Annotated in this window: 26 protein-coding genes; 9 read left to right on the top strand and 17 right to left on the bottom strand. The window is 66.8% G+C overall.

Translation table 11 applies throughout. The features are described 5' to 3' along the window. Positions 1 to 237: 237 nt before the first annotated feature. From H7F51_RS04590 to miaA, 6 genes are all read right to left on the bottom strand, one after another. Positions 238 to 1,338, bottom strand: coding sequence for a glycosyltransferase (locus H7F51_RS04590; RefSeq protein ID WP_185663062.1), 1,101 nt, complete (start codon positions 1,336 to 1,338; stop codon positions 238 to 240). 26 nt (positions 1,339 to 1,364) lie between these two features. Then, positions 1,365 to 1,991 (bottom strand): TMEM175 family protein, encoded by a 627-nt coding sequence (locus tag H7F51_RS04585; protein WP_185663061.1) that lies wholly within the window; start codon positions 1,989 to 1,991, stop codon positions 1,365 to 1,367. A gap of 94 nt (positions 1,992 to 2,085) precedes the next feature. After that, positions 2,086 to 3,105, bottom strand: a complete 1,020-nt coding sequence (gene ilvC / locus H7F51_RS04580) for a ketol-acid reductoisomerase (protein ID WP_185663060.1) — start codon at positions 3,103 to 3,105, stop codon at positions 2,086 to 2,088. A gap of 82 nt (positions 3,106 to 3,187) precedes the next feature. Then, positions 3,188 to 3,703: an acetolactate synthase small subunit gene (gene ilvN, locus H7F51_RS04575; RefSeq protein WP_185663059.1), complete on the bottom strand. Its 516-nt coding sequence runs from the start codon at positions 3,701 to 3,703 to the stop codon at positions 3,188 to 3,190. A gap of 10 nt (positions 3,704 to 3,713) precedes the next feature. Continuing rightward, on the bottom strand, positions 3,714 to 5,456 hold the full coding sequence (ilvB, locus tag H7F51_RS04570; protein WP_185663058.1) for a biosynthetic-type acetolactate synthase large subunit: 1,743 nt from the start codon (positions 5,454 to 5,456) through the stop codon (positions 3,714 to 3,716). 140 nt (positions 5,457 to 5,596) lie between these two features. Beyond that, positions 5,597 to 6,577, bottom strand: a complete 981-nt coding sequence (gene miaA / locus H7F51_RS04565) for a tRNA (adenosine(37)-N6)-dimethylallyltransferase MiaA (RefSeq protein ID WP_185663057.1) — start codon at positions 6,575 to 6,577, stop codon at positions 5,597 to 5,599. Here miaA and serB point away from each other — a divergent pair. Then, positions 6,570 to 7,454 (top strand): phosphoserine phosphatase SerB, encoded by an 885-nt coding sequence (serB, locus tag H7F51_RS04560; protein ID WP_343061203.1) that lies wholly within the window; start codon positions 6,570 to 6,572, stop codon positions 7,452 to 7,454. The genes miaA and serB overlap by 8 nt on opposite strands. A 7-nt stretch (positions 7,455 to 7,461) precedes the next feature. Here the strand turns inward: serB and H7F51_RS04555 are convergent, their stop codons facing one another. Both H7F51_RS04555 and purL read right to left on the bottom strand, forming a co-directional pair. Next, positions 7,462 to 8,205 carry a DUF72 domain-containing protein gene (locus H7F51_RS04555; protein ID WP_185663056.1) on the bottom strand — a complete coding sequence of 248 codons (744 nt, stop codon included), beginning with the start codon at positions 8,203 to 8,205 and terminating at the stop codon, positions 7,462 to 7,464. Further along, the gene (gene purL / locus H7F51_RS04550) at positions 8,202 to 10,361 is read right to left on the bottom strand and encodes a phosphoribosylformylglycinamidine synthase subunit PurL (protein ID WP_185663055.1); all 2,160 of its coding nucleotides are present in this window, start codon (positions 10,359 to 10,361) and stop codon (positions 8,202 to 8,204) included. Before purL ends, H7F51_RS04555 begins: the two co-directional genes overlap by 4 nt. Before the next feature lie 137 nt (positions 10,362 to 10,498). On the opposite strand from purL, the gene H7F51_RS04545 reads away from it, so the two are divergent. The 6 genes from H7F51_RS04545 to H7F51_RS04520 all read left to right on the top strand — a co-directional run bounded on the left by H7F51_RS04545 (position 10,499) and on the right by H7F51_RS04520 (position 14,923). After that, a complete protein-coding gene (locus H7F51_RS04545) occupies positions 10,499 to 10,753 on the top strand; it encodes an exodeoxyribonuclease VII small subunit (RefSeq protein WP_185663278.1) in 255 nt (84 codons plus the stop codon). A 16-nt stretch (positions 10,754 to 10,769) separates the two neighbouring features. Next, the gene (locus H7F51_RS04540; protein WP_185663054.1) at positions 10,770 to 11,660 is read left to right on the top strand and encodes a polyprenyl synthetase family protein; all 891 of its coding nucleotides are present in this window, start codon (positions 10,770 to 10,772) and stop codon (positions 11,658 to 11,660) included. An 18-nt stretch (positions 11,661 to 11,678) separates the two neighbouring features. Beyond that, positions 11,679 to 12,188 carry a pantetheine-phosphate adenylyltransferase gene (coaD, locus tag H7F51_RS04535; RefSeq protein WP_185663053.1) on the top strand — a complete coding sequence of 170 codons (510 nt, stop codon included), beginning with the start codon at positions 11,679 to 11,681 and terminating at the stop codon, positions 12,186 to 12,188. A 98-nt stretch (positions 12,189 to 12,286) separates the two neighbouring features. Further along, positions 12,287 to 13,024 carry a peptidylprolyl isomerase gene (locus H7F51_RS04530; RefSeq protein ID WP_185663052.1) on the top strand — a complete coding sequence of 246 codons (738 nt, stop codon included), beginning with the start codon at positions 12,287 to 12,289 and terminating at the stop codon, positions 13,022 to 13,024. Positions 13,025 to 13,054: 30 nt separating this feature from the next. Continuing rightward, positions 13,055 to 14,083: a tRNA preQ1(34) S-adenosylmethionine ribosyltransferase-isomerase QueA gene (gene queA / locus H7F51_RS04525; RefSeq protein WP_185663051.1), complete on the top strand. Its 1,029-nt coding sequence runs from the start codon at positions 13,055 to 13,057 to the stop codon at positions 14,081 to 14,083. A gap of 63 nt (positions 14,084 to 14,146) precedes the next feature. After that, positions 14,147 to 14,923 (top strand): class II aldolase/adducin family protein, encoded by a 777-nt coding sequence (locus H7F51_RS04520; protein WP_221773997.1) that lies wholly within the window; start codon positions 14,147 to 14,149, stop codon positions 14,921 to 14,923. On the opposite strand, the gene H7F51_RS18870 is transcribed toward H7F51_RS04520, so the two are convergent. Both H7F51_RS18870 and H7F51_RS04510 read right to left on the bottom strand, forming a co-directional pair. Beyond that, on the bottom strand, positions 14,920 to 15,981 hold the full coding sequence (locus H7F51_RS18870) for an FUSC family protein (RefSeq protein ID WP_185663050.1): 1,062 nt from the start codon (positions 15,979 to 15,981) through the stop codon (positions 14,920 to 14,922). The genes H7F51_RS04520 and H7F51_RS18870 overlap by 4 nt on opposite strands. Further along, positions 15,978 to 16,733: a TSUP family transporter gene (locus tag H7F51_RS04510; protein ID WP_185663049.1), complete on the bottom strand. Its 756-nt coding sequence runs from the start codon at positions 16,731 to 16,733 to the stop codon at positions 15,978 to 15,980. The genes H7F51_RS18870 and H7F51_RS04510 overlap by 4 nt, the downstream gene beginning before the upstream one ends. A gap of 44 nt (positions 16,734 to 16,777) precedes the next feature. On the opposite strand from H7F51_RS04510, the gene tgt reads away from it, so the two are divergent. Then, positions 16,778 to 17,911 (top strand): tRNA guanosine(34) transglycosylase Tgt, encoded by a 1,134-nt coding sequence (tgt, locus tag H7F51_RS04505; protein WP_185663048.1) that lies wholly within the window; start codon positions 16,778 to 16,780, stop codon positions 17,909 to 17,911. A gap of 116 nt (positions 17,912 to 18,027) precedes the next feature. Continuing rightward, positions 18,028 to 20,025, top strand: a complete 1,998-nt coding sequence (locus H7F51_RS04500) for an alpha/beta hydrolase family protein (protein ID WP_221773996.1) — start codon at positions 18,028 to 18,030, stop codon at positions 20,023 to 20,025. On the opposite strand, the gene H7F51_RS04495 is transcribed toward H7F51_RS04500, so the two are convergent. The 7 genes from H7F51_RS04495 to rpoD all read right to left on the bottom strand — a co-directional run bounded on the left by H7F51_RS04495 (position 20,022) and on the right by rpoD (position 26,442). Then, positions 20,022 to 20,207: a hypothetical protein gene (locus H7F51_RS04495; protein WP_185663046.1), complete on the bottom strand. Its 186-nt coding sequence runs from the start codon at positions 20,205 to 20,207 to the stop codon at positions 20,022 to 20,024. The two genes, H7F51_RS04500 and H7F51_RS04495, sit on opposite strands and share 4 nt — an antisense overlap. A 185-nt stretch (positions 20,208 to 20,392) precedes the next feature. After that, positions 20,393 to 21,007 (bottom strand): 30S ribosomal protein S4, encoded by a 615-nt coding sequence (rpsD, locus tag H7F51_RS04490; protein WP_185663045.1) that lies wholly within the window; start codon positions 21,005 to 21,007, stop codon positions 20,393 to 20,395. Between the two features lie 163 nt (positions 21,008 to 21,170). After that, a complete protein-coding gene (locus H7F51_RS04485) occupies positions 21,171 to 21,905 on the bottom strand; it encodes an RNA methyltransferase (protein WP_185663044.1) in 735 nt (244 codons plus the stop codon). 4 nt (positions 21,906 to 21,909) lie between these two features. Next, entirely contained in the window at positions 21,910 to 22,386 is a 477-nt protein-coding gene (gene nrdR / locus H7F51_RS04480) for a transcriptional regulator NrdR (protein WP_185663043.1), read from the bottom strand. Between the two features lie 38 nt (positions 22,387 to 22,424). Continuing rightward, positions 22,425 to 23,732 (bottom strand): serine hydroxymethyltransferase, encoded by a 1,308-nt coding sequence (gene glyA, locus H7F51_RS04475; protein WP_185663042.1) that lies wholly within the window; start codon positions 23,730 to 23,732, stop codon positions 22,425 to 22,427. Between the two features lie 19 nt (positions 23,733 to 23,751). Then, entirely contained in the window at positions 23,752 to 24,189 is a 438-nt protein-coding gene (locus H7F51_RS04470; protein WP_185663041.1) for an RpiB/LacA/LacB family sugar-phosphate isomerase, read from the bottom strand. A 237-nt stretch (positions 24,190 to 24,426) separates the two neighbouring features. Beyond that, positions 24,427 to 26,442, bottom strand: a complete 2,016-nt coding sequence (gene rpoD, locus H7F51_RS04465) for an RNA polymerase sigma factor RpoD (protein WP_246447812.1) — start codon at positions 26,440 to 26,442, stop codon at positions 24,427 to 24,429. Positions 26,443 to 26,514: the final 72 nt, after the last annotated feature.

Raw genomic sequence — 26,514 nt, 5'->3', positions numbered from 1 at the left:
GGGCCCCGATGTAAAGGGGATTGACGGCAAATTGCGCGCGGCGCGGGCCCGATTTGGGTGCGAGGGTGACACGGGTGTAACCCTGACGCGCGGCCAGAACGGCCCGTTTTTGGCAGATTTGCGCGGGGTTTGCCGTGCCGTGCATGGGTGACACTTGTCCAACTCGTTTGCGGCCGGGGGCTCCGGTCAAGCATCGCCGGAAGGATGACAGGCGGCGCGCGAGTAGGAAACGGCTTTTCAGGGCCGCGCCGCGGCGAGGCGATCGAACAGGGCGAGATAGGCCGCGGCCGAGGCGGCGGCATCGTGATGGGCAACGGCAGCGGGGCGCTCTCCGCCGCTGGCGAAGGGCAGGTCCAGCGCGCGGCCGAGCGCTTCGGCGAGGGCCTGCGGGCAGTCCCTCGCCACGACCTCGCCGCGCGACGGACGGTCGATCAGGCCGGCGAGCGAGGGCGAACAATCCGTGGTGACGACCGGCACGTCTGCGGCGAGCGCCTCTACCACCACGGCGGGATAACCTTCGTAGCGCGAGGAGAGCAACAAGGCCGAGGCGCCGGCAAGGCGTTGGGGGATGTCGGTGACATAGCCGGGCAGGTCGACATGTTCGGCGATGCCGAGGCTGCGGGCATGGGCTTCGAGCCGGGCGCGTTCGGCGCCTTCGCCGAGGATCGACAGGCGCGCCGGGCGGCGGCGCAGCAGGCCGGCAAAGGCTTCGAGCGCGAGGCCGAGGTTCTTCTGCGGTTCGAGCCGGGCGATGACGAGGATCACCGGATCGCCGCCCGGGGCATGGCGGGGGAGCGGCTCATGGCCGACCGGCAGGTTGGGCTCGGCGATGACTTCGGCCGGCGTGCCCGGAAGATCGGCGCATCCGGCCTCGGCCAGTTCGGGGGCCATGTAGACCAGCGTGGTCAGCGGGGCGCAGTAGACGGCCAGCCCGGCGCGCGCGATGGCGGCGAGCGGCCGCGGCAGCGGCGGGAGCAGCGGGTTGCTGACCTTGGCGACGAGCGGCAGGCCGGGCATGGCCTTGCGGAAGGCGCGGCCGACGACGAAGTGGAAATTGCCCGGAATGAACACGACGTCGGGCGCAAGCTCTGGCAGGCGTGCGGCCATGGCCGGGCCGAGCCTCAGGCGCGAGAGCGGGCTGCGCGGCAGTTCGGGATCGAGTTCGACCACCCGGATGCGTGGATCTGCGCGGTCGATCGTGCCGCCGCCGCGCGAGCCGCACAGGATCGTCACTTCGCGGCCCGCGTCGAGCCAGTGCTGGGCGAGGACCTGCGCCACGCGCTCGGTGCCGCCGCGCGCGAAATCGTGGAACGGGATCAGGATGCGGCGCGCGCTCATTTCAGCGATTCTCAGGCCCCCCGGTGTCAGGCGGCGCAATCCTCCGGCAGGAACAGCGCGTCAAGCCGGCTGAAGGGGAGGCACCAGAAGACCGCGACCAGGGCGGCGGCGGCGATCCCGAGCCACGGCGTGACGAAAGCGAGCGGAACCCCGAGGAAATAGACCACCGTTGCGGCCTGTCCCTTGCGCCGGGTGGCGATGAGATAGCGCTGGTCGGCCGCGCTGCACTCGGCAACCTTCATGATCTCCCCCTGCAGCCACGCATAGGCCACAGCGGGCAGGAGCATGGTGACGAGATAGACGATCGTGGGATCGCGCGCGAAGTGATGCTCGCCAAGGTAGGCCGTGGAGAAGGGCACGAGGCTGAGCGCGAAGAGTAGGGCGATGTTGGACCACAGCAGGCCGCTGGTCACCCTGCGGGCGTGACTGAACAGGCGGTGATGGTTGACCCAGTAGATCGCGACATAGGCATAGGACAGGACATAGGCGAGGAACGTGGGCCAGAGATGCCAGAGGGCGGACAGGTCCTCCTCTTCCGGGGCCTTCAGTTCCAGCACCATGATCGTGATGATGATGGCGATCACGCCGTCGGAAAAGGCCTCCACCCGGCTGACGCCGCCGCGGCCTTCGGTCTGCTCTGCCCTGTTGCTCATGGGGCGGGGTGTAGCGGGGTTTACGCGCCGCACAAATGCGAAAAGGGCGGGAGCCGGCATGCCGGTCCCGCCCCTTCGATCCGATCGCGAACAATCAGTTCTTGGTCTGGTCGACCAGCTTGTTGGCGCCGATCCACGGCATCATCGCGCGCAGCTTCGAACCGGTCTCTTCGATCGGGTGACGCTTGGCGGCGATGCGCGAGGCCTTCAGTTCGGGCTGGCCAGCGCGGTTGTCGAGCACGAAGTCCTTCACGAAGCGGCCCGACTGGATGTCGGCGAGGACGCGCTTCATTTCCTTCTTGGTCTCTTCGGTGATGATGCGCGGGCCGGTCTTGATGTCGCCGTATTCGGCGGTGTTCGAGATCGAGTAGCGCATGTTGACGATGCCGCCTTCATACATCAGGTCGACGATCAGCTTCAGTTCGTGGAGGCATTCGAAATAGGCCATCTCCGGGGCGTAGCCGGCCTCGACCAGGGTTTCGAAACCGGCCTGGACCAGCGCCGTGGCGCCGCCGCAGAGCACGGCCTGCTCACCGAACAGGTCGGTTTCGCATTCCTCGCGGAAGTTGGTCTCGATGATGCCCGAGCGGCCGCCGCCGACGCCCGAGGCATAGGCGAGAGCGACGTCGTGGGCATTGCCGGTGGCGTCGTTGTGGACCGCGATCAGGCAGGGCACGCCGCCGCCCTTGACGTATTCGCCGCGCACGGTGTGGCCCGGGCCCTTGGGCGCGATCATGATCACGTCGACGTCGGTCGGGGCTTCGATCAGGCCGAAGTGGATGTTGAGGCCGTGCGCGAAGGCGAGGGCGGCGCCGGGGCGCAGGTTGCCCTTGATCTCGTTCTCGTAGATCGCGGCCTGGTGCTCGTCGGGCGCGAGGATCATGAGGATGTCGGCCCAGCCAGCGGCATCGGCCACGGTCTTGACCTGGAAGCCGGCGGCTTCGGCCTTCTTCGCGGTGGCCGAACCCGGACGCAGGGCGATGGCGACGTCCTTGACGCCGCTGTCGCGCAGGTTCTGGGCGTGGGCGTGGCCCTGCGAGCCGTAGCCGACGATCGCGATCTTCTTGCCGGTGACCAGGTTCAGGTCGCAATCGGCGTCGTAGTAAACCTTCATGTCTCGTTCCTCGTATCGGGTCCGGCGGGCCGGATCGCTAATGTTCAGGCGCCGCCGGAGCAGCGCGCATTCGGTGTTGAATTCAGGAGCCCTGGGCGCCGCGGGTCATGCCGACCACGCCGGTGCGGCCGACTTCGACCAGCCCAAGCTCGCGCATCAGGGCGACGAAAGTGTCGATCTTGTCGCGCGCGCCGGTCAGCTCGAAAACGAAGCTGGAGGTGGTGGTGTCGACCGGCTTGGCGCGGAACACGTCGGCCAGGCGCAGCATTTCAACGCGCGCCTCGCCGGTGCCGGCGACCTTGACCAGGGCCAGCTCGCGCTCGACGTAGGGGCCCTGTTCGGTGAGGTCGATCACCTTGTGGACCGGCACCAGCCGTTCGAGCTGGGCACGGATCTGGTCGATCTGGCTCGGCGGGCCGTGAGTCACGATGGTGATGCGGCTGACCTGGTGGCTCTCGTTGATGTCGGCCACGGTCAGGCTGTCGATGTTGTAGCCGCGGGCGGTGAACAGCCCGGCGATCTTGGCAAGGACGCCCGCCTCGTTGTCGACGAGGACGGTGAGGACGTGGCGTTCCCGGGCTTCGGTCTCGATCTTCATCTCGGGTTCCTCAGACCAGTGCTTTGGCTTCATCATCCATCGTGCCGGCGACGGTATCGCCGTAGAGGATCATTTCGGTGTGAGCCGCGCCCGAGGGGATCATCGGGAAGCAGTTGTGCTCCTTGGCGACAAGGCAATCGACGAAGACCGGGCCGGGGTAGTCGATCATCGCCTGAATGCCGGCGTCGAGCTGGTCCTCGCTCTCGATGCGGATGCCCTTCCAGCCATAGGCCTCGGCCAGCTTCACGAAGTCGGGCAGGCTGTCGGAATAGGAGTTCGAGTAGCGGCCCTCGTAGGTCAGTTCCTGCCACTGGCGGACCATGCCCATGTACTCGTTGTTGAGCACGAAGACCTTGACCGGCAGGCGGAACTGGGTGGCCGTGCCCATTTCCTGGATGTTCATCTGGATCGAGGCGTCGCCCGCGATGTCGATGACCAGCGAATCCGGGTTGCCGCACTGGGCGCCGATGGCGGCGGGCAGGCCGTAGCCCATCGTGCCGAGGCCGCCCGAGGTGAGCCACTTGTTGGGGCCGTAGAAGCCGAAGTACTGCGCCGCCCACATCTGGTGCTGGCCGACCTCGGTGGTGATGATCGGGTCCTTGGCCTTGGTCAGGGCGAAGAGGCGCTCGACCGCGTATTGCGGCGCGATCGCGTCCTTGCGGCGGGGATAGGCGAGGCTGTCCTTGCCGCGCCATTCGGTGACTTGCGCCTTCCAGCCGGACAGGTCCTGCGGGCGGCGGCTGCCCCAGGCCGCGATCAGCTGCTCGAGGACGCGGGCGCAATCGCCGACGATGGGGAGATCGACCGCGACCGTCTTGTTGATCGACGAACGGTCGATATCGACGTGGATCTTGGTCGAGTTCGGGGCGAAAGCGTCGAGCCGGCCGGTGACGCGGTCGTCGAAGCGGGCGCCGAGGCAGAGGATCAGGTCCGCCTGGTTCATCGCCATGTTGGCTTCATAGGTGCCGTGCATGCCGAGCATGCCGAGCCAGTCCGGATGGTCGGCCGGGAAGGCGCCGAGGCCCATCAGGGTCGAGGTCAGCGGCGCGCCGGTCATTTCCTGGAACTGGCGCATCAGCGCGGTGGCCTTGGGGCCCGCGTTGATGATGCCGCCGCCGGTGTAGAACACCGGCTGCTTCGCATTGGCCAGCAGCTCGATCGCCTGGGCGATTTCGTCGGCCGTGCCTTCGGTGCGCGGGTGGTAGCGGTTGCGGCGCTGGGGGGCGGCATCGCTCCACGGGGCCGTGGCGATCTGGACGTTCTTGGGAATGTCGACGACGACCGGGCCGGGGCGGCCCTGCGTGGCGATCTGGAACGCCTCGTCGATCACCGCCGCGAGGTCTGCCGGGTCCTTGACCAGGTAGTTGTGCTTGCAGCAGTGGCGGGTGATGCCGATCGTGTCGGCTTCCTGGAAGGCGTCCGAGCCGATCAGCCCGGTCGGGACCTGGCCGGTGATGACGACCAGCGGGATCGAATCGAGGAAGGCGTCGGCAATGCCGGTGACGGCATTGGTCGCGCCCGGGCCCGAGGTGACGAGGACGACGCCGGGCTTGCCGGTGGAGCGGGCATAGCCTTCGGCGGCATGGGCGGCGCCCGCTTCGTGGCGGACGAGGATGTGGCGGATCTGCGGGTGTTCGAACAGGGCATCGTAGATCGGCAGGACCGCGCCGCCCGGATAGCCGAACACGTATTCGACGCCCTGACGGATCAGGCTGTCGACCAGGATGTCTGCGCCGCTGCGCTCTTCGCTCACTTCAAAATTCCTTCGTCGCGGACAGGACCGGGCCGATTGAAAGGATGGGGCCCGGCGCAATCGCGTGTGCCGGGCCCCATCGAACTCGCCCGCCGGTCTGTCAACCGTCGTTATGGCGGCGCGCTACACGTTCGAAAATGTCAGGTCAACCCGAGATCGTGAAATAAAACGTCGTTTAGGGTCATTTCATCGTAAGGAAATGCTGCGAGCCGAAGCCAGTCGGCCGGAAACTGGTGCCGGAGCCAGGTGAACTGGCGTTTCACGTAGTTGCGGGTGGCCTGGGCGCCGCGAGTCTGCGCCTCTTCGAGCGTCCAGTTTCCGGCGAGATGGCCGGCGATCTCGGGCACGCCGATCGCGCGCAGGACCGGGGCGTCGGCAGGCAGGGCGCGCGCGAGGAGGGCGGCGACCTCTTCGACGGCGCCCTGTTCGAGCATCAGGCCGAAACGGCGGTCGCACCGTTCGTAGAGCCATGCCCGGTCGGGCAGGAGGATGGCGGGGCGTAGGTCGATCGCCCCGGCAATGCCGCCTTCGCTGCGCTCCTGCCATTGGGCGAGGGTGCGGCCCGTGGCCAGCACGACTTCGAGCGCGCGGGCGACGCGGGCCGTATCGGAAGGATGCAGGGCAGAGGCGCGGGCGGGATCGAGCTGGTGCAGTTCGTGGTACGCCTCGACCACCGGCAGGGCGCGGACTTCGGCGCGGATCAGGGGGCATATCTCGGGCACCGGGGCGATGCCCTGCAGCAGCGTGCGGATATAGAGGCCAGTACCGCCGACGAGGATCGGCACGGCGCCGCGGGCATGAAGCTCAGCGATTTCGGCCTTGGCGGCCTCGGCCCAATCGGCGGCGGAGCAGGGGCGGGCACCGTCCCACGCGCCGTAGAGGCGGTGTTCGATCCCGGCCATGTCGGCGGCCGAGGGGCGGGCGCTGAGTACGGCGAGATCGGCATAGACCTGCGCGCTGTCGGCATTGACGATCACGGCTTCGCGGCCCTGTTCGGCAAGGCGCAGGGCGAGGCGCACTGCAAGATCGCTCTTGCCGCTGGCGGTTGGCCCTGCAATGAGCGCGACCGGCGGCAGCCCCCCCGAGGCGCCGCGCTGGAAAAAGGATTCACCGGTGCTCATCGCCCGCCTGATAGCAGAGACTTCGACGCTTGCAGCCAATCTTGACAAGGCGCGTGCCTTGCTGGCCGAACGCGGCATGCCGGTGGCCATGGCCGAGGAACTGGAAAGCGGCGAGAATACGGTCGAACTGCAATTGCCGCACGGCGACGCGGCGGTGCTGCGCGAAGTGCTGGACGCGTGTTTCGGCCCGGTCGACCTGCTGGTTTCCGACAAGCCGATCGACGTGCCGCACCTGTTCATCTCGGACATGGATTCGACGATGATCTCGGCCGAATGCATCGACGAACTGGCTGACTTTGCCGGGATCAAGGACCAGATCGCCGACATCACCGAGCGCGCGATGCAGGGCGAACTGGATTTCGCCCAGGCGCTGACCGAGCGCGTCGGACTGCTGGCGGGGCTGGGCGAGGAGGCGATCCAGCAGTGCCTCGACCAGCGCATTGCCGCCATGCCGGGGGCAAAGGTGTTGGTGGCGACGCTGAAGTCACGCGGGTGCTTCACCGTGCTCGTGACCGGGGGCTTTCACCAGTTCGCCGATCCGGTGGCCGAGCAGCTCGGGTTCGAGCGGGTCGTGGCGAACCGGCTCGCGGTGCACGAAGGCAAGCTGACCGGCGGACTGGTTGGCGGCATCACGGACAGTGGCGTCAAGAAGGCCGTGCTGCTCGAGGAAATGGCCCGGCTGGGCGACCATGCGATCAGCCTCGCCACCGGCGACGGCGCGAACGACATCCCGATGATCGAGGCAGCTACTTATGGCGTGGCCTATCATGCCAAGCCCAAGGCCAAGGCGGCGGGTGACGGCTGGGTGGCGCGGGGTGATCTGACCAGCGTGCTGGCGCTGCTGGGGATCCCGCGTGAGGAATGGGTCTGGGAGTAAGCGCCCTTTACAGGCGTGCGATCAGGGCCTGTGCGGCGGCCGGGTTGCGGACCTTGGCGCCTGAGATGAAGAACAGATAGACGTCGCGGCCACCCCGCGACCATTGGTGTGCCTGATCGGCCCAGTGGTCGAGGGCCGGCGCGTCGTAGCCGGTTTCGCAGGACTCGGCCGAGCCTTGCAGGCGGGCATAGGTAAAATCGGCCGTTTGCTCTGCGATGCAGGGGAAGCTTTCGTCGTCGGCGAAGACGACGGCCATGTTCCGGCTCCGCGCCAGATCGAGGAAGGCGGGGTCGCGAAAGCTTTCGTCGCGCACTTCGAGGGCGTGGCGCAGGTCGCGCCCTTCAATCCGGTCGGGAACAAGATCGAGGAAGCGGGCGAAATCCTCGCGCTCGAAGCGTTTGCCATCGCGAAATTGCCAGAGGATCGGGCCGAGCTTGTCGCCCAGTTCAGTGAAGCCTTGGCCGAGGAATTTGTCGACCGAGTCCTTGCCCTCGGCCAGCGCCTTGCGCGCCGTGGCGTAGCGCGAGGCCTTGAGGCTGAAGCGGAACCCTTCGGGCGCGGCCTCCGCCCAGGCGGCGAAGCTGCTCGGCTTCTGCCGCCCGTAATAGGTGGCGTTGATCTCGATCGCGGTCAGGAGCTCCGCCGCATAGGCAAGCTCGCGCCTGTGCGGCAGGCCCTCGGGATAGAACACCCCGCGCCATGGTTCGTAGGTCCATCCGCCGATGCCGACGCGGATGGACCCCAGGGTCACGCTTCCATCCAGTCCTTGAAGAAGGCCTCGTTGGCTTCGCGAAGGGCGCCGATAGTGACGCCAGCCACGCTGTCGCCGCCGACGGTGCCGATCTTTAAGGCGTTTTCGATCTCCACGCCGGCGGGCGCCGTCACGATATAGCGCGACTGGTTTTCGCCAAAGGCCGAACGGGTGGTCAGCTGGGCGTCGATGGTGCAGCCGATCTTGCCGGCCAAAGCCATTTCCGCCAGCGCGACGAGCAAGCCGCCATCGCTGATGTCATGCACGGCGGTTACCGTGCCCGCGGCGATGAGGGCGCGGACCTGTTCGCCGTTGGCGCGTTCGACCGCCAGATCGACCTTGGGGGCATTGCCCGCTTCGCGCCCGGCGATTTCGCGCAGCCACAGCGACTGGCCCATGTGCGAGCCTTCGCCGCCGATCACCCAGATCGCCTCGCCTTCGGCCTTGAAGGCGATGGTCGCGGTCTTTTCCCAGTCCTGGGTGAGGCCGACGCCGCCGATCGCCGGGGTCGGCAGGATCGCCGAGCCGCCGCCGGTGGCCTTGGATTCGTTGTAGAGCGAGACGTTGCCCGAGACGATCGGATAGTCGAGCGCGCGGCAGGCATCGCCCATGCCATTCAGGCAGCCGACGATCTGGGCCATGATCTCGGGCCGCTGCGGGTTGGCGAAGTTGAGGCAGTTGGTGATGGCAAGCGGCGTGGCGCCGACCGCCGAGATGTTGCGGTAGGTTTCGGCCACGGCCTGCTTGCCGCCCTCGTAGGGGTCGGCATAGCAATAGCGCGGCGAACAGTCGGTGCTGATCGCGAGGGCCTTGCGCGTATTGTGGACGCGGACGAGGGCGGCGTCACCGCCCGACTTCTGCACCGTATCGCCACCAACCTGCGAATCGTACTGCTGCCAGATCCATGCGCGGCTCGCGAGATCGGGGCAGCCGATCAGCTTGACCAGATCGGCGGCGAGGTCGGTGGTCGCGGGCACTTCGCCGATGGGCGGCACAGCGGCCCAGGCCTTGTAGTCCTCCGGCGAGGCGGCGGGGCGATCGTAGAGCGGGGCATCTTCGGCGAGCGGGCCAAGCGGAATGTCGCAGACCACTTCGCCCTCGAAGGTCAGGACCATGTGGCCGGTGTCAGTCACTTCGCCGATCACGGCAAAGTCCAGCTCCCACTTCTTGAAGATCGCCTCGGCCATGGGTTCCTTGCCCGGCTTGAGCACCATGAGCATGCGCTCCTGGCTTTCCGAGAGCATCATCTCATAGGGGGTCATGCCCTCTTCGCGGCACGGCACCTTGTCCATGTCGAGGATGATCCCGGCCTTGCCGTTGGTGGCCATTTCCACCGAGGACGAGGTGAGGCCGGCGGCGCCCATGTCCTGGATCGCGACGATCGCGTCGGTTGCCATCAGTTCGAGGCAGGCTTCGATCAGCAGCTTTTCGGTGAAGGGGTCGCCGACCTGCACGGTGGGGCGCTTTTCGTCCGACTTCTCGTCGAAATCGGCCGAGGCCATGGTGGCGCCGTGAATACCGTCGCGCCCGGTCTTGGAGCCGACGTAGACGATCGGGTTACCGAGGCCGGTGGCGGCCGAGTAGAAGATCTTGTCGGCATCGGCGACGCCCACGGTCATCGCGTTGACGAGGATGTTGCCGTCGTAGGCCTTGTGGAAATTGGTCTCGCCGCCGACCGTGGGCACGCCGACGCAGTTGCCGTAGCCGCCGATACCCGCGACCACGCCCTTGACGAGGTGCTTCATCTTCGGGTGGTCCGGCCGGCCGAAGCGCAGGGCGTTCATGTTGGCCACGGGGCGGGCGCCCATGGTGAACACGTCGCGCAGGATGCCGCCGACGCCGGTCGCCGCGCCCTGATAGGGCTCGATGTAGGAGGGGTGGTTGTGGCTTTCCATCTTGAAGATGGCGGCCTGGCCATCGCCGATGTCGATCACGCCCGCGTTCTCGCCGGGGCCGCAGATCACCCAGGGAGCCTCGGTCGGCAGCTTCTTGAGGTGGATACGGCTCGACTTGTAGGAGCAGTGTTCCGACCACATGACCGAGAAGATGCCGAGCTCGACCAGGTTCGGCTCGCGGCCCAGCGCGTGAAGCACGCGGGCATATTCTTCCTCGGACAGCCCGTGGGCGGCGACGACTTCGGGGGTGATGGCGCTCATGCGCGTGCCCTTAGCGCCAGAATCGCTTCAAGCAAACCGGCATCGCTTCAAGCAAACCGGCATCGCTTCAAGCAAACCGGCTAAGAAGCAGGACCACCCGCTTGACCGGGCGGAGCGGCGGGGCCATTGCAGCGCACATGGCCGAAAGTCCTGCCGATATCGCATCGCTGAGCTTCGAGGACGCGCTGCGCGCGCTCGAGGACGTTGTTCGCAAACTGGAGAGCGGGGAGGTTCCGCTCGACGATTCGATCACGCTCTATGAGCGCGGCGAGGCGCTGCGGCGGCATTGCCAGGCCCGGCTCGACGCGGCGAGCGCGCGAATCGAGAAGATCGTGGCCGGCGCCGACGGGCAGGCCGCGGGAACGCAGCCGTTTGACGAATCCGGTCGCTGAAAGGCCGGCGGGAATCATGGCCGGTCTATTGAAGCAGGCGTTGCAGCGCATCCAGGCCGAGGTCGATTCGGGCTTTGACGCGCTACTGCCGGTGCCGTCCGACGCCCGGGCGCGGCTGACCGAGGCCATGCGCTATGCCGTGATCGGCGGGGGCAAGCGAATCCGGCCGCTGCTGCTGACCGCGACCGCCGAACTGCACGGCGTGGACCGGGAGATGGCGGTGCGCACCAGCCTCGCGCTCGAGGCGATCCATGTCTATTCGCTGATTCACGACGACCTGCCGTGCATGGACGATGACGACCTGCGCCATGGCAAGCCGACCGTGCACAAGGTGTTCGACGATGCCACCGCCGTGCTGGCCGGCGATGCGCTGCATGCCTTTGCCTTCGAAATCCTCGGCGACCCGGCGTTGACCGGCGATCCCTTTACCCGCGCCGAACTGACCCTGTGCCTTGCCACGGCCTCGGGCCTGCAGGGCATGGCCGGGGGGCAGATGATGGACATCGTCGCCGAGACGACCGCGTTCGACCTGCCGACGGTGACCAAGCTGCAGCAGCTCAAGACCGGGGCGCTGCTTGGCGCCGCGGTGGAAATGGGGGCGATCCTTGGCCGCCTGCCGCCGGAGGGGCGCACGCATCTGCGCGCCTATGCACGCGACATTGGCCTTGCCTTCCAGATTGCCGATGACCTGCTCGACCACGAGGGTGACGAGGCTGCGGCAGGCAAGGCGCTGCGCAAGGATGCGGCGGCGGGCAAGCAGACCTTTCTTTCGCTGCTGGGGCCGGACCGGGCGCGGTCCCAGGCGCGCATGCTGGTGGATCAGGCGATCGCGCATCTCGGGCAATATGGCGCCGAGGCGGACCTGCTGCGCGAACTGGCGCGGTTTATCGTCGAGCGAGACCGGTAAAAGAATGGGGGTGGGGGTATGAAGGAGCGCGTGGGGGTCTATCCCGGAACATTCGATCCGATCACGCTGGGTCATGCCGACATCATCCGGCGCGGGGCCAAGCTGGTTGACCGGCTGATCATCGGGGTGACGACCAATCCGTCCAAGAACCCGATGTTCACGCCCGCGGAACGGATGGACATGGTCCGCCGCGAAGTGGCCGCGCTGAAGGTCGAGAACGTCGAGGTCGTGGGCTTCAATGCCCTGCTCATGAAGTTCGCCGAGGTTCAGGGGGCCAACGTGATCGTGCGGGGCCTGCGCGCCGTGGCCGACTTCGAATACGAATACCAGATGGCGGGCATGAACCAGCAGCTCAATGCCAGCATCGAGACCGTGTTCCTGATGGCCGACGTCTCGCTCCAGCCGATCGCCTCGCGGCTGGTCAAGGAAATCGCCCTGTTCGGGGGCGAAATCGGCCGCTTCGTCAGCCCGGCCGTGCGAGAGGACGTGGTCAAGCGGGTGGCCGAGCGTGGCCTGCTCGGGGATTAGGCGCCCCATATTTCGCCTGTTAATTGCCATGACAGTTGACCATCGCTATCCCGCATCGACCCGGTGCCATGGTTAGCGCCGATTACGTGAGTGACCTGATGATCCGTCGCAGCCTTCTCTCCGCCTTTCCGCTGGCGCTTGCGCTGATTGCCGCGCCCGCGCTGGCCAAGGACCCGGTCCCCGCACCGGCGCCCGCGCTGAGCGCATTGGTGGACATGGACCCGACCCACGATCCCGATAACGTGCTGTTGCTCGACCTGTCCAACGGCGGGCGGGTGACGATCCGGCTGATGCCCAAATGGGCGCCGAACCATGTCGAGCGGATCAAGACGCTGGCCAAGCGCGGCTTCTACAACGGGATCATCTTTCACCGCGTGATTGACGGCTTCATGGCCCAGACCGGCGATCCGACCGGGACCGGGCAGGGCGGTTCCGACCTGCCGGACCTCAAGGCGGAGTTCAATACCCTGCCGCACGTGCGCGGCACCGTCTCGATGGCCCGGACCGACCAGCCGGACACGGCCAACAGTCAGTTCTTCATCGTGTTCTATCCGCGCTTCGCGCTGGACCGGAAGTATACCGACTTTGGCCGGGTGATCGGCGGGATGCAATATGTCGACGCGATCACGCGGGGCGAGCCGCCGGCCAATCCGACCAAGATCCTCCAGGCCTCGATTGCCAGCGAGAACAAGCCGCAGATGCTGCCGCCGCCGCCTCCGCCCGTGACCTTGGCCCCGCCGAGCCTCGCGCCGGCACCGGCCGCGCCGGCTGCTCCGACCAAGGCGACTGCCAAGGCGCCGGTGAAGGCGCCGGTCAAGGCAAAGCCCAAGAGCTGATCCGTTTCCGGGTAAAGCCGGGCACTGCCTATGCGCGTTGACCTGTTCGACTTCGAACTGCCGCCCGAGCGGATCGCGCTGCGCCCGGCGCGCCCGCGCGATTCCGCGCGGCTGCTGAGGGTCGGGCGCGAAGGGGCGTTCGGCGATCTGATTGTTCGCAACCTGCCTGACCTGCTCGAGCCCGGCGACGTGCTGGTGTTCAACGACACCCGGGTGATCCCGGCGCAGCTGGAAGGCCGGCGGGGCGCGGCGCGGATCGGCGCGACCCTGCACAAGCGGATAGACCTGCGGCGCTGGCAGGCCTTCATCCGCAATGCGAAGCGGCTGCGCGTGGGCGATGAGGTGGAATTTCCCGCCGGGGTCTGGGCGACGGCCGAAGAGCGTCATGACGACGGCAGCTGGACCCTGGGCTTCCATGGCGACGAGCCAGTCGAGGTCCTGCTCGAACGGGCCGGGTCGATGCCGCTGCCGCCCTACATCGCGGGCAGGCGGCCGACCGACGAGGCTGACAAGTCCGATTACCAGACTATGTTCGCGCGCGAGGAAGGGGCCGTGGCCGCGCCGACCGCGGCGCTGCACTTTACGCCGGAGCTGATGGCGGCGCTGGCCGCGCGCGGCGTGGGCCACGAGACACTGACGCTACACGTGGGGGCGGGGACTTTCCTTCCGGTCAAGGCCGAGGACACGGCAGACCATGCCATGCACGCCGAGTGGGGGCGGATCGAGGCGGACGTGGCCGAGCGTCTCAATGCCGTGCGCGCGGCCGGGCGCCGGGTGATCGCCGTGGGCACGACCTCGCTGCGCCTGCTCGAAAGCGCGACCGGCGAGGACGGGGTGATCCGCGCATTTGCCGGCGACACGCGAATCTTCATCACCCCCGGCTACAGGTTCCGGGCGATCGACGGGCTGATGACCAATTTCCACCTGCCCAAGTCCACACTGTTCATGCTGGTTTCGGCCCTGATGGGGCTGGAGCGGATGCAGGCGGTCTATGCCCATGCCATTGCCGAGGGCTACCGGTTCTACAGCTATGGAGATTCGAGCCTGCTGCTTCCTTAGCGGTTTGGCCAGTTGCCCGGCCGCACCGCGCCGTTAGGTTCGGGGGACAAAGCGGAGATGGACATGGCGAGAGGCGCGGGCTGGTTGGCGGCAATGGCCCTGGTGGGGGCGGGGCGCGTGATGGCGCAGCCGGCGGATGACGATGCCGCGCGCAAGGCTGACCTTGTCATGGCCAATCACATCCTGGCCGATCTCGGCGTGGTTGACGGGTTCGGCCATGCCAGCGTGCGATCGGCGGCCAATCCCGGACATTTCTTCATTTCACGCTCGCTCGCGCCCGAACTGGTGAGCGGGGCGGACGTGGTCGAGGTGGACGCCGCGACCTGCGAGGCGGTCTCGGGCCAGCCGCGGCTCTATCTGGAGCGGTTCATCCACTGCGCGGTCTATCAGGCCCGGCCGGAGGTGCAGGCCGTGGTGCACAATCATTCGCCGGGGCTGATTCCGTTCGGGGTGAGCGGCCAGGTGCTGCGCCCGGTCTATCACATGGCAGGGTTTCTTGGCGCCGGGGTGCCGGTGTTCGAGATCCGCAGTGCTGGCGGGGCGGGGACGGACATGCTGATCCGTTCGGCCCCGCTGGGCGCGGCGCTGGCCCGGCGGCTCGGCTCGGGGCCGATGGTGTTGATGCGCGGGCATGGGGCGACCATCGTCGGCAGCTCGTTGCGGCAGGTCGTCTACCGCGCGGTCTATGCGGAGCGGAATGGCGCGCTACAGGCCGAGGCGATGAAGCTGGGCCCGGTGACTTACCTCAATCCGGCGGAAGCGTTGGGCGCGGCACGGACCAATGACGAGCAGCTCGACCGGCCGTGGCAGCTGTGGGTCTCGCACCTCAAGCAGCGCTAGACTTCATGGTTCAGCCCCAGCGCCTTGCGTACCGGACGCTTGAGACGGGTGTGGTGGATGAACAGACCGAAGGCGGCGCCGACGGCGCTGCCGATGATCGTATCGAACAGCCGGGCCTGCATCACGCTGGCGGGAGCTAGGGCGCCGAGGCGCGGGGCTTCGGCGACGAGGATCGACATGGGGGTAAAGAACATCGCGGCAAAGCCGTAGTGCCGCACTACTGCCGCCTCGACCACGAAAGTGAGGCCTGTGATCGCTAGCGCGACGCTCCATGGCCCGATCGGCAAGGTGAAGATCGCGGCGGTGATGGCGAGGCCGATGGCCGTGCCGAAGACGCGCTGGGTTTGCCGGGTCCAGATCGCGCGCAGGGACGCGCCCTGGATCACCGCGAGGCATGAGACCGGCGCCCAGTATGGCCGCTCGACGCCAAGAAGCTCGGCAATGAGCAGCGACAGCGCGACAGCGAGGCCGATGATCGCCGGATCGACCAGCAGGACCTCGCGGGTCAGGGGGGGCGGCGGCGGGGCGACCCGCGCGGCCTCGCTCTCGGGCACCAGCAGGCCGTAGATCACCCCCGCGACGAGGGCGAGGATCGTGCCAAGCGCGAGCAGGCCGACCCGAAGCGGAATGGCGGCGAGGGGAACCCCGGCATAGGCGCCGATGGCAGCGGCCATGATGAAGAACAGCCCGGCGGGCGGATTGAGCCGGGCATAACGGGCCGCCATGGTGAGCGCCATGGCGACGAGGCCGAGGAAGGGCGCGCCCCAGAGCCCGAGATGACCGGCAACCAGGCCCATGGCATAGCAGGCGCTCATCGCCACGGCGCAGCCGCACAGCACGGCGATCCTGCGGCCCAGCGCGGCGTCGGGTACGTAAAGGAAGATCAGCGTGCCGAGCATGGCGGCAACGCCGTGGGCCATGTCGCCCAGCGCGGCGCCGGCCAGCAGCGGCAGCCCCGTGACCAGCGCGGCAACCAATGGCATCTGCCAAGGACGCGCCGACGGGTTGATCCGCGTCAGTTCGCGCCATTCGGTCTTCAGGAATTCGCTCGGACTCACCCGGCGAACCAGCCCCACAACAGCTTCGTCGTCAAGGCCAGGCTGGCGGTAATCATCAGCGGGCGGATCAACCGCGCTCCGAAGCGGGTGGCGCTGTGCGCGCCGAGCCAGCCGCCGGCGATCGAGCCCAGCGCCATGCAAAGGCCGAGCAGCCAGATCACCTGCCCGCCCAGCGCGAAGATGATCACGCTGGCGACGTTGCTGGTGAGGTTGAGCAGCTTGGTCAGGCCGGTGGCGCGGGTCAGGCCGAAGCCGCGCAGGCCGACCAGCGTGGTGGCGAAGAACTGCCCGGTGCCGGGGCCGAAGAACCCGTCATAAAAGCCGATCGCCGAGCCGACGGGGTAATAGGCACCCTCGCCGATGCGGGCCTCGCGGTCGGTGTCGTCCATCCGGGGCGAGAAGATCGTGTAGAGCGCGACCGCCATCAGCAGAAGGGGCACGGCCAGCGAGAGAATGCGGGAATCGAGCCGCTGGATGACCAGCGCGCCGACGGCGGCACCGGCGAAGACCGCGCCGACCAGCGCCTTGTTCGAGCCGATGCGGAACAGGCCGGCGCGGCGATAACGGTAGGTTGCCATGGCCGTGCCGCACATCGACTGGACCTTGTTGGTGCCAAGCATGATGTGCGGCGGCAGGCCGGCGAAGACCAGCACGGGAACCATGATCAGGCCGCCGCCGCCGGCAATCGCATCGACGAAGCCGGTCACCACCGCCGTGGCGGTGAGCGCGGGATAGAGCCAGGGTTCGATCATTTGCGTGCCAATGCGATTTCCCGTAGGGGCGCGCAACACGCAATATGACGCACCGTTTCAACTTCTCCATTCATGCCACCGAAGGCAAGGCGCGCACCGGCACGATCCAGATGCTTCGGGGCGAGATCCGCACGCCTGCCTTCATGCCTGTGGGCACGGCGGCCACGGTCAAGGCGATGAAGCCCGAAACCGTGCGCGCGATCGGGGCCGACATCATCCTCGGCAATACCTATCACCTGATGCTGCGCCCCGGGGCGGAGCGGGTGGCGCGGCTGGGCGGGCTGCACAAGTTCATGAATTGGCCGCGCCCGATCCTCACCGACAGCGGCGGCTACCAGGTGATGAGCCTGTCTGACCTGCGCAAGATCACCGAGGAAGGCGTGACCTTTGCCAGCCACCTCGACGGATCCCGCCACATGCTCAGCCCGGAACGGTCGATGGAAATCCAGCGTCTGCTGGGCAGCGACATCGTGATGGCTTTCGACGAGTGTCCGCGTGCGGACCGGCCGCGCGACGAGATCGCCCGTTCGATGGAAATGTCGATGCGCTGGGCCAGGCGCAGCCGCGCCGGCTTCGATGCCGGGGGCGAACATGCCGAGCGCTCGGCGCTGTTCGGTATCCAGCAGGGCGCGCTCGACGAGGGCCTGCGCCGCCACAGCGCCGAGGCGCTGCGCGACATCGGGTTCGATGGCTATGCCATTGGCGGCCTTGCAGTGGGCGAGGGGCAGGAGGCGATGTTCGCCACGCTCGACTTCGCGCCGGGAATGCTGCCCGCGGATCGGCCGCGCTACCTGATGGGCGTGGGCAAGCCGGATGACCTGGTTGGCGCGGTCGAGCGCGGGGTCGACATGTTCGACTGCGTCCTGCCGAGCCGCTCGGGCCGTAACGGGCAGGGCTTCACCTGGGGCGGGCCGCTCAACCTGCGCAACGCCCGCCATGCAGAGGATACCGGGCCGCTCGATCCGGACTGTTCCTGTTCGGTTTGCGGGCATTACAGCCGGGCCTATCTCCATCACCTGCACAAGTCGGGCGAGATGCTGGGGGCAATGTTGCTGACCGAGCACAACCTGTCATTCTACCAGCAGTTGATGCAGGCCATGCGCGATGCGATCGCGCTTGGCCGGTTTGCCGAGTTCGCGGCGCGGTTCCGGCGGAATTACCAGCCCAAGGGGCAATAGTTCCGGCCCAGCCGGCCGATAGAAATGTTCAACAGGCAATAAATCCGGCTGCGCGCCTCTTGCGCCGGTCACGAGATTGGGCAGTCTCCCCTTCCGTTCGATAGGGGAGGGGCATGATGAACAGGGCAATCTTGCTGTCCGGCGCGGCTGGTGTGCTGAGTCTGTCGGGCCCGGCACATGCGGCTGATGACGCAGCGGCGGTGGCGGCGCGGTTCGGGGCGCTGGAGGCGGTGCGGGATGCCTCAATCTCGCCTGACGGGACCAAGGTCGCCGTGGTCAACCCGGTGCCGACCGGGACGGTCGTTGTCGTTGCCGACCTGACCGGAGCCGCCCAGCCAAAGATGGTGATGGGCATGCAGGCCAAGGACGGGCGGATCACCTCCTGCTCGTGGTCGACCGATACCCGGATCGTCTGCTTCGGCCGCTATATCGTCAAGGAACCGGTCTATGGCCCGGTCACCTATTCCCGCGTATTTGCGACCAATGCCGATGCCACGGGCATGGTCCAGCTCAGCTCGGAAACGAATGACCGGTCTCACTACGTCATGCAATATGGCGGGGGGATCATCGATCTCGATGTGGGCAACAGCCCCGGATCAGTGTTGATGACGCGCCAGTTCGTGCCCGACACCCAGACCGGCAGCCGCATGGGCAGCGACAAGGAGGGGGTCGGTGTCGAGGCGGTCGATACGATCACGCTCAAGCGGCGCACGGTGGAGGAACCCAGGCGCAACGCCAGCGAATATGTCTCGGACGGCCATGGGCTGGTCCGCGTGATGGGCGTGGTCGCGGCTGACAGCGAAGGCGTGCTCAAGGGCACGACCAGCTATTTCTACCGCAAGACGGGATCGCGGGACTGGCTGCCGCTGTCGGTCGTCGCGTCGTCGGGCGCGGGGCTGTCGGACGGGTTCGATCCCTATGCCGTCGATAGCGCGGCCAATGTCGTTTACGGTTTCGAGGGCAAGGGCGGTTTCAACGCGCTGTATAGCGTCTCGCTCGATGGGGCGGCGACGCGGGCCGAGGTTCTCTCGCGGGCCGATACCGATATTGACGAGTTGATCCGGATCGGCCGTGATCGGCGCGTGGTCGGCGCCAGCTATGCGACCGATCGGCGCGCGATCGAATATTTCGACCCGGAGCTCAAGAAACTGGGCGCGGCCCTGACCCGGGCCTTGCCGGGCCAGCCGATGACCAACATCGTCGATGCCAGCGCGGGCGAGAAGAAGCTGCTGATCATCGCCTCGGCCGACGTCGATCCGGGGATCCTCTACGTATACGACAAGGCAAGCCGCAAGCTCGACCAGGTCATGGCCGTTCGCGGCGCGCTGGAGGGCGTGCCGCTCGCGCCGATGAAGGCAATTTCCTACAAGGCGGCCGACGGGACCGAGATCCCGGCCTACCTGACCTTGCCGCTCGGCAGCAGCGGCAAAGGCCTGCCCGCGATCGTCATGCCGCACGGCGGTCCGGCCGCGCGTGACGAATGGGGGTTCGACTGGCTGGTGCAGTTCTATGCCGCGCGGGGCTTTGCCGTGATCCAGCCCAATTATCGCGGCTCGACCGGCTATGGCTCGGCCTGGTTCCAGAAGAACGGGTTCCAGTCGTGGAAGACCGCGATCAGTGACATCAACGATGCCGGGCGCTGGTTGCTGGCAGAGGGCATTGCCGCACCGGGAAAGCTGGCGGCGGTGGGCTGGTCTTATGGCGGCTACGCGGCGCTGCAGGGCGAAGTGGTTGATCCGGCGCTGTACAAGGCTGTGGTGGCGATCGCGCCGGTGACCGACCTTGCCAGCCTGAAGAGGGAATCGGCCAATTTCACCAATTCAAGACTGGTGGATCGCTACATCGGCGATGGACCGCACCTGCGCGAAGGGTCGCCCGCGGAACATGCCGCCCGGTTCGCGGCGCCGGTCATGCTGTTTCACGGTGATCTCGACCAGAATGTCGGGGTGGACGAATCCCGCCTGATGGAAAAGCGCCTGCGCGAGGCGGGCAAGCCGGTGACCTATGTCGAGTTCGCCGGGCTTGATCATTACCTGATCGATGCCGCGGCGCGGACCCGGATGCTGAGCGAAAGCGACGCCTTTCTGCGCAAGGCCCTGGGGCTGGCGCCCTAGGGCTGGCTTTCGCCGGAGTTTTTTGCGGCCACTTCCAGGCGGGTTTCGCGGTAGGCGCAGAATTCGCCGCTGCGTTCGGCGCGGAAGCCCGCGCCGATTTCACAAGCATGGCGCTGGGCGGTTTCAAGGTCGGGATACCACTTGCCGGCACGGTGCGGGGTTACGAAGCGATAGAGTTGCATGGTCCGTCAAAGCCTGGCGAACGGGGGTGTTCCCGCCCGCTGAGCCCTCTGCCGCCGGATTGTGAAAGCCGTGCGACAGGCCGTGTGGAACCTTTGCGAAGGCCGGCCCCGAAGGTCCGCCGCGCAGATGCAGAAAGGGCGGCCACATGGGCCGCCCTTCCGTAATTTCCTGCGATGTTCGCGGATTAGCGCGAGTAGAACTCGACCACGAGGTTCGGTTCCATCTTCACCGGGTAGGGCACTTCGTCGAGCGAGGGCACGCGGACGAAGGTGATCTTGTCGGCGCCGTCGGGAGCGACGTAGTCCGGCACTTCACGTTCGGCCAGGCTCTGCGCTTCGGCGATCAGGGCCATTTCCTTGGCCTTGGTGCCGAGGCTGATCACGTCACCGGGGCGCACGCGGCGCGAGGCGATGTTGCACTTCACGCCGTTGACGCGGATGTGGCCGTGCGAAACGATCTGGCGGGCCGAGAAGATGGTCGGCGCGAACTTGGCGCGATAGACGACCATGTCCAGGCGCTGCTCGAGCAGGCCGATCAGGTTCTGACCGGTGTCACCCTTCATCTGGGCGGCTTCCTGGTAGGTGCGCTTGAACTGCTTCTCGGTGACTTCGCCGTAGTAGCCCTTGAGCTTCTGCTTGGCGCGCAGCTGCAGACCGAAGTCCGAAACCTTGCTCTTGCGGCGCTGGCCGTGCTGGCCCGGACCGTAGGAGCGACGGTTCACCGAGCTCTTCGGACGGCCCCAGATGTTCTCGCCAAGACGGCGGTCAATTTTGTACTTCGATGCCTTGCGCTTCGACATGCGCTTTCTTTCCAACTTGCGTGGCGCGGGCGACGTGCCTGCACCTTCTGGTCCCGGGTGTCGCACCATCCGGCCTGTTGCCGGATGCGACCACCGCTTCACCGGGAATGCGGGGTCAATTGCGAAGGGGCGCCCTTGGCGGGCAATGGCCTGATTGTCAACCTTATTCGGGGTCGTCCTCGATCCGCCGTTCGAGCGCGGAGAGGACGCCGCGCATGGTGCGCACCTCGAGGTGGTTCCAGCCGGGCTTGGTCAGCATGTTGCGCAAGGTGCGTCTCGTGGCGGCGGCGCGGCTTGGCGGACGGAAATAGCCGCGCGGACGGAGCAGGGCCTCGAACTGCGTGATCATGCCCTCGAGCTCGTCCTGCGGGGCAGGGGGAAGCAGTTCCTCGACCGTGGGCTGGGCGAGGCTGACGCCCTTCGACCACTCATAGGCGCAGAGAATTACCGCCTGGGCGAGGTTGAGCGAGGCAAATTCGGGGTTGATCGGCACGGTGACGATGGCGCGGGCCAGCGCCACGTCGTCGGTTTCGAGGCCGGAGCGTTCGGGGCCGAAGACGAGGGCGGAGCGGCCTTGCTGGGTGTGAACCTCGCGCGCGGCCTGTTCGGGGGTGAGCACCGGCTTGGTCACGCCGCGCTTGCGCACGGTCGTGGCATAGACATGGGCGCAGTCATGTACCGCTTCGGCGAGGGTCTCGAACACTGCGGCCTGTTCGAGCACCGCGTCGGCGCCTGCCGCCGCCGGGCCGGCCGAGGGGTTGGGCCAGCCATCGCGCGGGGCGACGAGGCGCAGCTCGGTCAGGCCGAAGTTGAGCATGGCGCGGGCGGCCTTGCCGATGTTCTCGCCAAGTTGGGGGCGGACGAGGACAATCACCGGCTTTGACAGGTCGTGGGCCATCGTTTCAGTTCTGTCCCGCGTCGCGGATGGTGCTGGCGAATTCCTCGAAATCGCGTGCTTCGCTGAAATCGCGGTAGACGCTGGCGAAGCGGATGTAGGCTACGCTGTCGAGGTGGCGCAGCCCTTCCATCACCATCTCGCCGATCGCCTTGGACGGAATTTCGCTTTCGCCGAGCGTCTCGACCTGGCGCTGGATGCCGGAGACGAGCTGGTCGATCCGGTCCTGCGAGACCATGCGCTTGCGGCAGGCGAGGGTGACCGATTGCTCGATCTTGACCCGGTCGAACGGTTCGCGGCGCCCTTCACGTCCATCGGCATTGGACTTGACCACCATGATCTCGCGCAGCTGAACCCGCTCGAACGTGGTGAAGCGAGCGCCGCAGCCCTCGCACTGGCGGCGGCGGCGGATCGCGGTGTTGTCCTCGGTCGGACGCGAATCCTTCACCTGAGAATTGTCATGGGCGCAGAACGGGCAGCGCATCTATTGTTGCCTTCCGCCAGCGCCGCGCCCCGACAAGCTCACATTCCCGCGTAGATCGGGAACTTGGCGCAGAGTTCCTCGACGCGCGCGGCGACCGAAGCCTCGACCTGGGCGTCGCCCTGTTCGCCGTTCTTGCGCAGGCCATCGACCACTTCGGCGATCAGCTTGCCGATCAGCGTGAATTCCTCGGTGCCGAAGCCGCGGGTGGTGCCCGCCGGGGTGCCGAGGCGGATGCCCGAGGTGACGAAGTACTTTTCCGGATCGTTGGGGATCGCGTTCTTGTTGCAGGTGATCGAGGCGCGGTCGAGCGCATGCTCGGCGTGCTTGCCCTTGGCGTTGTAGGGCCGCAGGTCGACCAGCATCAGGTGGTTGTCGGTACCGCCCGAGACGATGTCGAGCCCTTCGGCCTGGAGGCTGGCGGCCAGAGCCTTGGCATTGTCGGCCACCGCTTGGGCATATGCCTTGAATTCCGGCTTCATCGCTTCGGCGAATGCCACGGCCTTGCCGGCGATGACGTGCATCAGCGGGCCGCCCTGCATGCCGGGGAAGATCGCCGAGTTGATCTTCTTGGCGATAGCCTCGTCATTGGTGAGGATGATGCCCGAGCGGGGACCGCGCAGCGACTTGTGAGTCGTGGTGGTGGTGACGTGGGCATGGGGCACAGGCGAGGGATGGACGCCGCCGGCGACGAGGCCGGAGAAGTGGCTCATGTCGGCCAGGAGATAGGCGCCGACTTCATCGGCGATCTCGCGGAAGCGCTTGAAATCCCAGAAGCGCGAATAGGCCGTGGCGCCGCAGATGATCAGCTTGGGCTTGTTCTCACGCGCGATGCGGGCAACCTCGTCCATGTCGATCAGGTGATCGTCGGGGCGGACGGTGTAGGGGATCGGCTTGAACCACTTGCCGCTCATGTTGACCGGCGAGCCGTGCGTGAGGTGGCCGCCGGCGGCAAGGTCCAGGCCCATGAAGCTGTCGCCTGGCTGCAGCAGGGCGAGGAACACGGCCTGGTTCATCTGGCTGCCGGAGTTCGGCTGGACGTTGGCATACTTGGCGCCGAACAGGGCGCAGGCGCGGTCGATCGCCAGCTGCTCGATGTGATCGACGTATTCGCAGCCGCCGTAATAGCGCTTGCCAGGGTAGCCTTCGGCATACTTGTTGGTCAGAATCGAGCCGGCGGCTTCGAGGACGGCCTTCGAACAGATGTTCTCGGAGGCGATCAGCTCGATCTTGTCACGCTGGCGGCCGAGTTCCTTGCCGATCCAGCCGGCGATCTCGGGGTCCTGCTGGGCGAGGCCTGCGGTGAAGAAGCCTTGCGGGGTGACGGGCGCCTTGGCGAGGGTGCTCATGATATCGGTTCCCTGTTCGTCAGAGTGCGGGATTGGACAGCTTTTCGACGCGGCCGGCATGGCGGCCTCCGCCGAAGTCCGTCGAAAGGAAGGCGTCGAGGCAGGCCTTGGCCATGTCCTCTCCGGTCAGGCGCGCGCCCATGGCGATGCAGTTAGCATCGTTGTGCTCGCGCGCCAGGGCGGCCGAAAGCGGCTCCGAGACCAGAGCGCAGCGGCAGGCCGGGTTGCGGTTGACCGCGACCGAGATGCCAATGCCCGAGCCGCACAGGGCGACGCCGAACTGGGCCGTGCCATCGGCCACGACCGCGGCGAGCTTGTAGCCATAATCGGGATAGTCGACCCGGTCGGCCGTTTCGGGGCCAAGGTCGGCAACCTCGTGGCCGAGGCCGATGAGGTATTCGCGCAGGGCCGCCTTCAGGTCGATGGCGGCGTGGTCGGATGCGATTGCGATACGCAAGGGGTGTGCCCTCGTTCTCGTGAAATGGAATCGGCGAAACGGCCCCTTAGGCGGGATGCCCGGCAAAGGCCAGCCCCCGGCATCGGAGGAAAAGCGGCGGGGGGATATTGCTGGCCAGGAAACCAGAAAGCCCCAGCGTTTCCGCCGGGGCTTCCCGAAGTGGCCCCGCGTGGGGCCTCTCATGCGCTTTCGTCGTTGCTATCAGGGTTAACGCCCCAACGCGACAACGGTTCCCGCTTATTGATCGAGGAACGAGCGCATCTTGCGGCTGCGGCTCGGGTGCTTGAGCTTGCGCAGCGCCTTGGCCTCGATCTGACGGATGCGTTCGCGGGTGACCGAGAACTGCTGGCCCACTTCCTCAAGCGTGTGATCGGTGTTCATGCCGATGCCGAACCGCATCCGCAGCACGCGTTCCTCGCGCGGGGTGAGGCTGGCGAGGACGCGGGTGACCGTTTCCTTGAGGTTGGACTGGATCGCGGCATCGACCGGGATGATCGCGTTCTTGTCCTCGATGAAATCGCCGAGGTGCGAGTCTTCCTCGTCGCCGATCGGCGTCTCGAGGGAGATCGGCTCCTTGGCGATTTTCATCACCTTGCGCACCTTCTCGAGCGGCATCGACAGGCGCTCGGCCATTTCCTCGGGCGTGGGCTCGCGGCCCTGCTCGTGAAGGAACTGGCGGGAGGTGCGGACCAGCTTGTTGATCGTCTCGATCATGTGGACCGGGATGCGGATCGTGCGGGCCTGGTCGGCGATCGAGCGGGTGATCGCCTGGCGGATCCACCACGTGGCATAGGTGCTGAACTTGTAGCCGCGGCGGTACTCGAACTTGTCGACCGCCTTCATCAGGCCGATGTTGCCTTCCTGGATCAGGTCGAGGAACTGCAGGCCGCGGTTGGTGTACTTCTTGGCGATCGAGATCACGAGGCGCAGGTTGGCCTCGACCATTTCCTTCTTGGCGATGCGCGCTTCGCGCTCACCCTTCTGGACCATGTTCACGATGCGGCGGAACTCGGGCAGGGCCATGCCGGTGGCCGAGGCGATGTCGGACACTTCGGCGCGGATGCGCTCAACCCCGTTCGCCTCGTTGGCGGCGAAGGCGGTCCACTTCTTGTCACGCTTGGCATTGGCCTCGAGCCAGCCCTCGTCGAGCTCGCGGCCGACATAGGCGTCGAGGAAGTCCTTGCGCGGGACCTTGTGACGCTCGGCCAGGCGCAGCATCTGGCCGCCCAGCGTGGTCAGGCGCCGGTTGAAGGCATAGAGGTTGTCGACCAGGTATTCGATCTTGGTGGCGTGGAACTGCACCGATTCGACCTGCGCGGTGAGATCCTCGCGCAGCTGCTGATACTGGGCCTCCTTGGCCGGCGAGAAGGTCCCCGCCGTGCCCATGGCCTCGAGCCGCTCGGCCTGGATCTTCTCGAACTGACGGAACAGGTCGGTGATCTCGGCGAAGCGCTCCAGCGCCGCGGGCTTGAGCGCGGCTTCCATCTGGGCGAGCGAAAGGGTGTTGTCCTCTTCCTCGTCCTCGGCCGGGCGGCGGGCGCGGCGCTCGACGCCGTCCTCGTCTTCCTCGTCGGCTGATTCTTCTTCCTCGACCTCGTCCTCGTCCTTGAACGAGGGGCCGGCCGTGGCTTCGCTGATCTCGCCGTCGCCTTCGGCCTCACCGTCTTCCGACAGGTTTTCGGGCTGGGGCTCCTTCGAGAGCATGGCGTCGAGATCAAGGATCTCGCGCAGCTGCATCTCGCCGGCGTTGAGCGCCTCGGACCACTGGATGATGGCGTGGAAGGTGATCGGGCTTTCGCACAGGCCCAGGATCATCGTGTCGCGGCCGGCCTCGATCCGCTTCGCGATGGCGATTTCGCCCTCGCGGCTGAGAAGTTCGACCGCGCCCATCTCGCGCAGGTACATGCGCACCGGGTCGTCGGTGCGCTCGATCGTTTCCTTCTTCTTGACGAGGTCGGGACGTTCGTCGACCGCTTCCTCGTCTTCGGCGTCTTCGGCCTTGCGTTCTTCAGGGTCGATCGCGTCCTCGTCGCTCTCGACGATGTTGACGCCCATTTCCGAGATCGCGGCCATGATGTCCTCGATCTGCTCGGAAGACATCTGGTCCTGCGGCAGCGCCTCGTTCAGCTCGTCATAGGTGATCACCCCGCGACGCTTGGCGCGGGCGATCAACTTCTTGATCGAGGCGTCGTTGAGGTCGATCAGCGGCGCATCGCCGCCGTCCTTGTCGTTGCCGGTGAGTTCTTCGTCCATCATTCCGCCGTAATGACTGGGGCCGCCGGGGGTAACCCGTCAGCGCCATCGGTGTTCCGTGTCTCGAGCCGG

It is taken from the genome of Novosphingobium flavum (assembly GCF_014230315.1).
In the GTDB taxonomy this organism is placed as follows: domain Bacteria; phylum Pseudomonadota; class Alphaproteobacteria; order Sphingomonadales; family Sphingomonadaceae; genus Novosphingobium; species Novosphingobium flavum.
This window is presented reverse-complemented; position numbering and strand designations above follow the sequence as displayed.

What these genes read in the sequence shown, in the direction of transcription:
- H7F51_RS04510 (WP_185663049.1), bottom strand. Translation starts at nt 16,733, where the DNA reads ATGATCGAACCCTGGCTCTATCCCGCGCTCACCGCCACGGCGGTGGTG.
- coaD (WP_185663053.1), top strand. Translation starts at nt 11,679, where the DNA reads ATGAAGGAGCGCGTGGGGGTCTATCCCGGAACATTCGATCCGATCACG.
- H7F51_RS04495 (WP_185663046.1), bottom strand. Translation starts at nt 20,207, where the DNA reads ATGCAACTCTATCGCTTCGTAACCCCGCACCGTGCCGGCAAGTGGTAT.
- H7F51_RS04500 (WP_221773996.1), top strand. Translation starts at nt 18,028, where the DNA reads ATGAACAGGGCAATCTTGCTGTCCGGCGCGGCTGGTGTGCTGAGTCTG.
- nrdR (WP_185663043.1), bottom strand. Translation starts at nt 22,386, where the DNA reads ATGCGCTGCCCGTTCTGCGCCCATGACAATTCTCAGGTGAAGGATTCG.
- purL (WP_185663055.1), bottom strand. Translation starts at nt 10,361, where the DNA reads ATGAGCGCCATCACCCCCGAAGTCGTCGCCGCCCACGGGCTGTCCGAG.
- glyA (WP_185663042.1), bottom strand. Translation starts at nt 23,732, where the DNA reads ATGAGCACCCTCGCCAAGGCGCCCGTCACCCCGCAAGGCTTCTTCACC.
- H7F51_RS04520 (WP_221773997.1), top strand. Translation starts at nt 14,147, where the DNA reads ATGGCGAGAGGCGCGGGCTGGTTGGCGGCAATGGCCCTGGTGGGGGCG.
- H7F51_RS04585 (WP_185663061.1), bottom strand. Translation starts at nt 1,991, where the DNA reads ATGAGCAACAGGGCAGAGCAGACCGAAGGCCGCGGCGGCGTCAGCCGG.
- H7F51_RS04545 (WP_185663278.1), top strand. Translation starts at nt 10,499, where the DNA reads ATGGCCGAAAGTCCTGCCGATATCGCATCGCTGAGCTTCGAGGACGCG.
- miaA (WP_185663057.1), bottom strand. Translation starts at nt 6,577, where the DNA reads ATGAGCACCGGTGAATCCTTTTTCCAGCGCGGCGCCTCGGGGGGGCTG.
- rpoD (WP_246447812.1), bottom strand. Translation starts at nt 26,442, where the DNA reads ATGGACGAAGAACTCACCGGCAACGACAAGGACGGCGGCGATGCGCCG.
- ilvN (WP_185663059.1), bottom strand. Translation starts at nt 3,703, where the DNA reads ATGAAGATCGAGACCGAAGCCCGGGAACGCCACGTCCTCACCGTCCTC.
- H7F51_RS04530 (WP_185663052.1), top strand. Translation starts at nt 12,287, where the DNA reads ATGATCCGTCGCAGCCTTCTCTCCGCCTTTCCGCTGGCGCTTGCGCTG.
- H7F51_RS04540 (WP_185663054.1), top strand. Translation starts at nt 10,770, where the DNA reads ATGGCCGGTCTATTGAAGCAGGCGTTGCAGCGCATCCAGGCCGAGGTC.
- tgt (WP_185663048.1), top strand. Translation starts at nt 16,778, where the DNA reads ATGACGCACCGTTTCAACTTCTCCATTCATGCCACCGAAGGCAAGGCG.
- rpsD (WP_185663045.1), bottom strand. Translation starts at nt 21,007, where the DNA reads ATGTCGAAGCGCAAGGCATCGAAGTACAAAATTGACCGCCGTCTTGGC.
- H7F51_RS04485 (WP_185663044.1), bottom strand. Translation starts at nt 21,905, where the DNA reads ATGGCCCACGACCTGTCAAAGCCGGTGATTGTCCTCGTCCGCCCCCAA.
- ilvC (WP_185663060.1), bottom strand. Translation starts at nt 3,105, where the DNA reads ATGAAGGTTTACTACGACGCCGATTGCGACCTGAACCTGGTCACCGGC.
- H7F51_RS04590 (WP_185663062.1), bottom strand. Translation starts at nt 1,338, where the DNA reads ATGAGCGCGCGCCGCATCCTGATCCCGTTCCACGATTTCGCGCGCGGC.
- queA (WP_185663051.1), top strand. Translation starts at nt 13,055, where the DNA reads ATGCGCGTTGACCTGTTCGACTTCGAACTGCCGCCCGAGCGGATCGCG.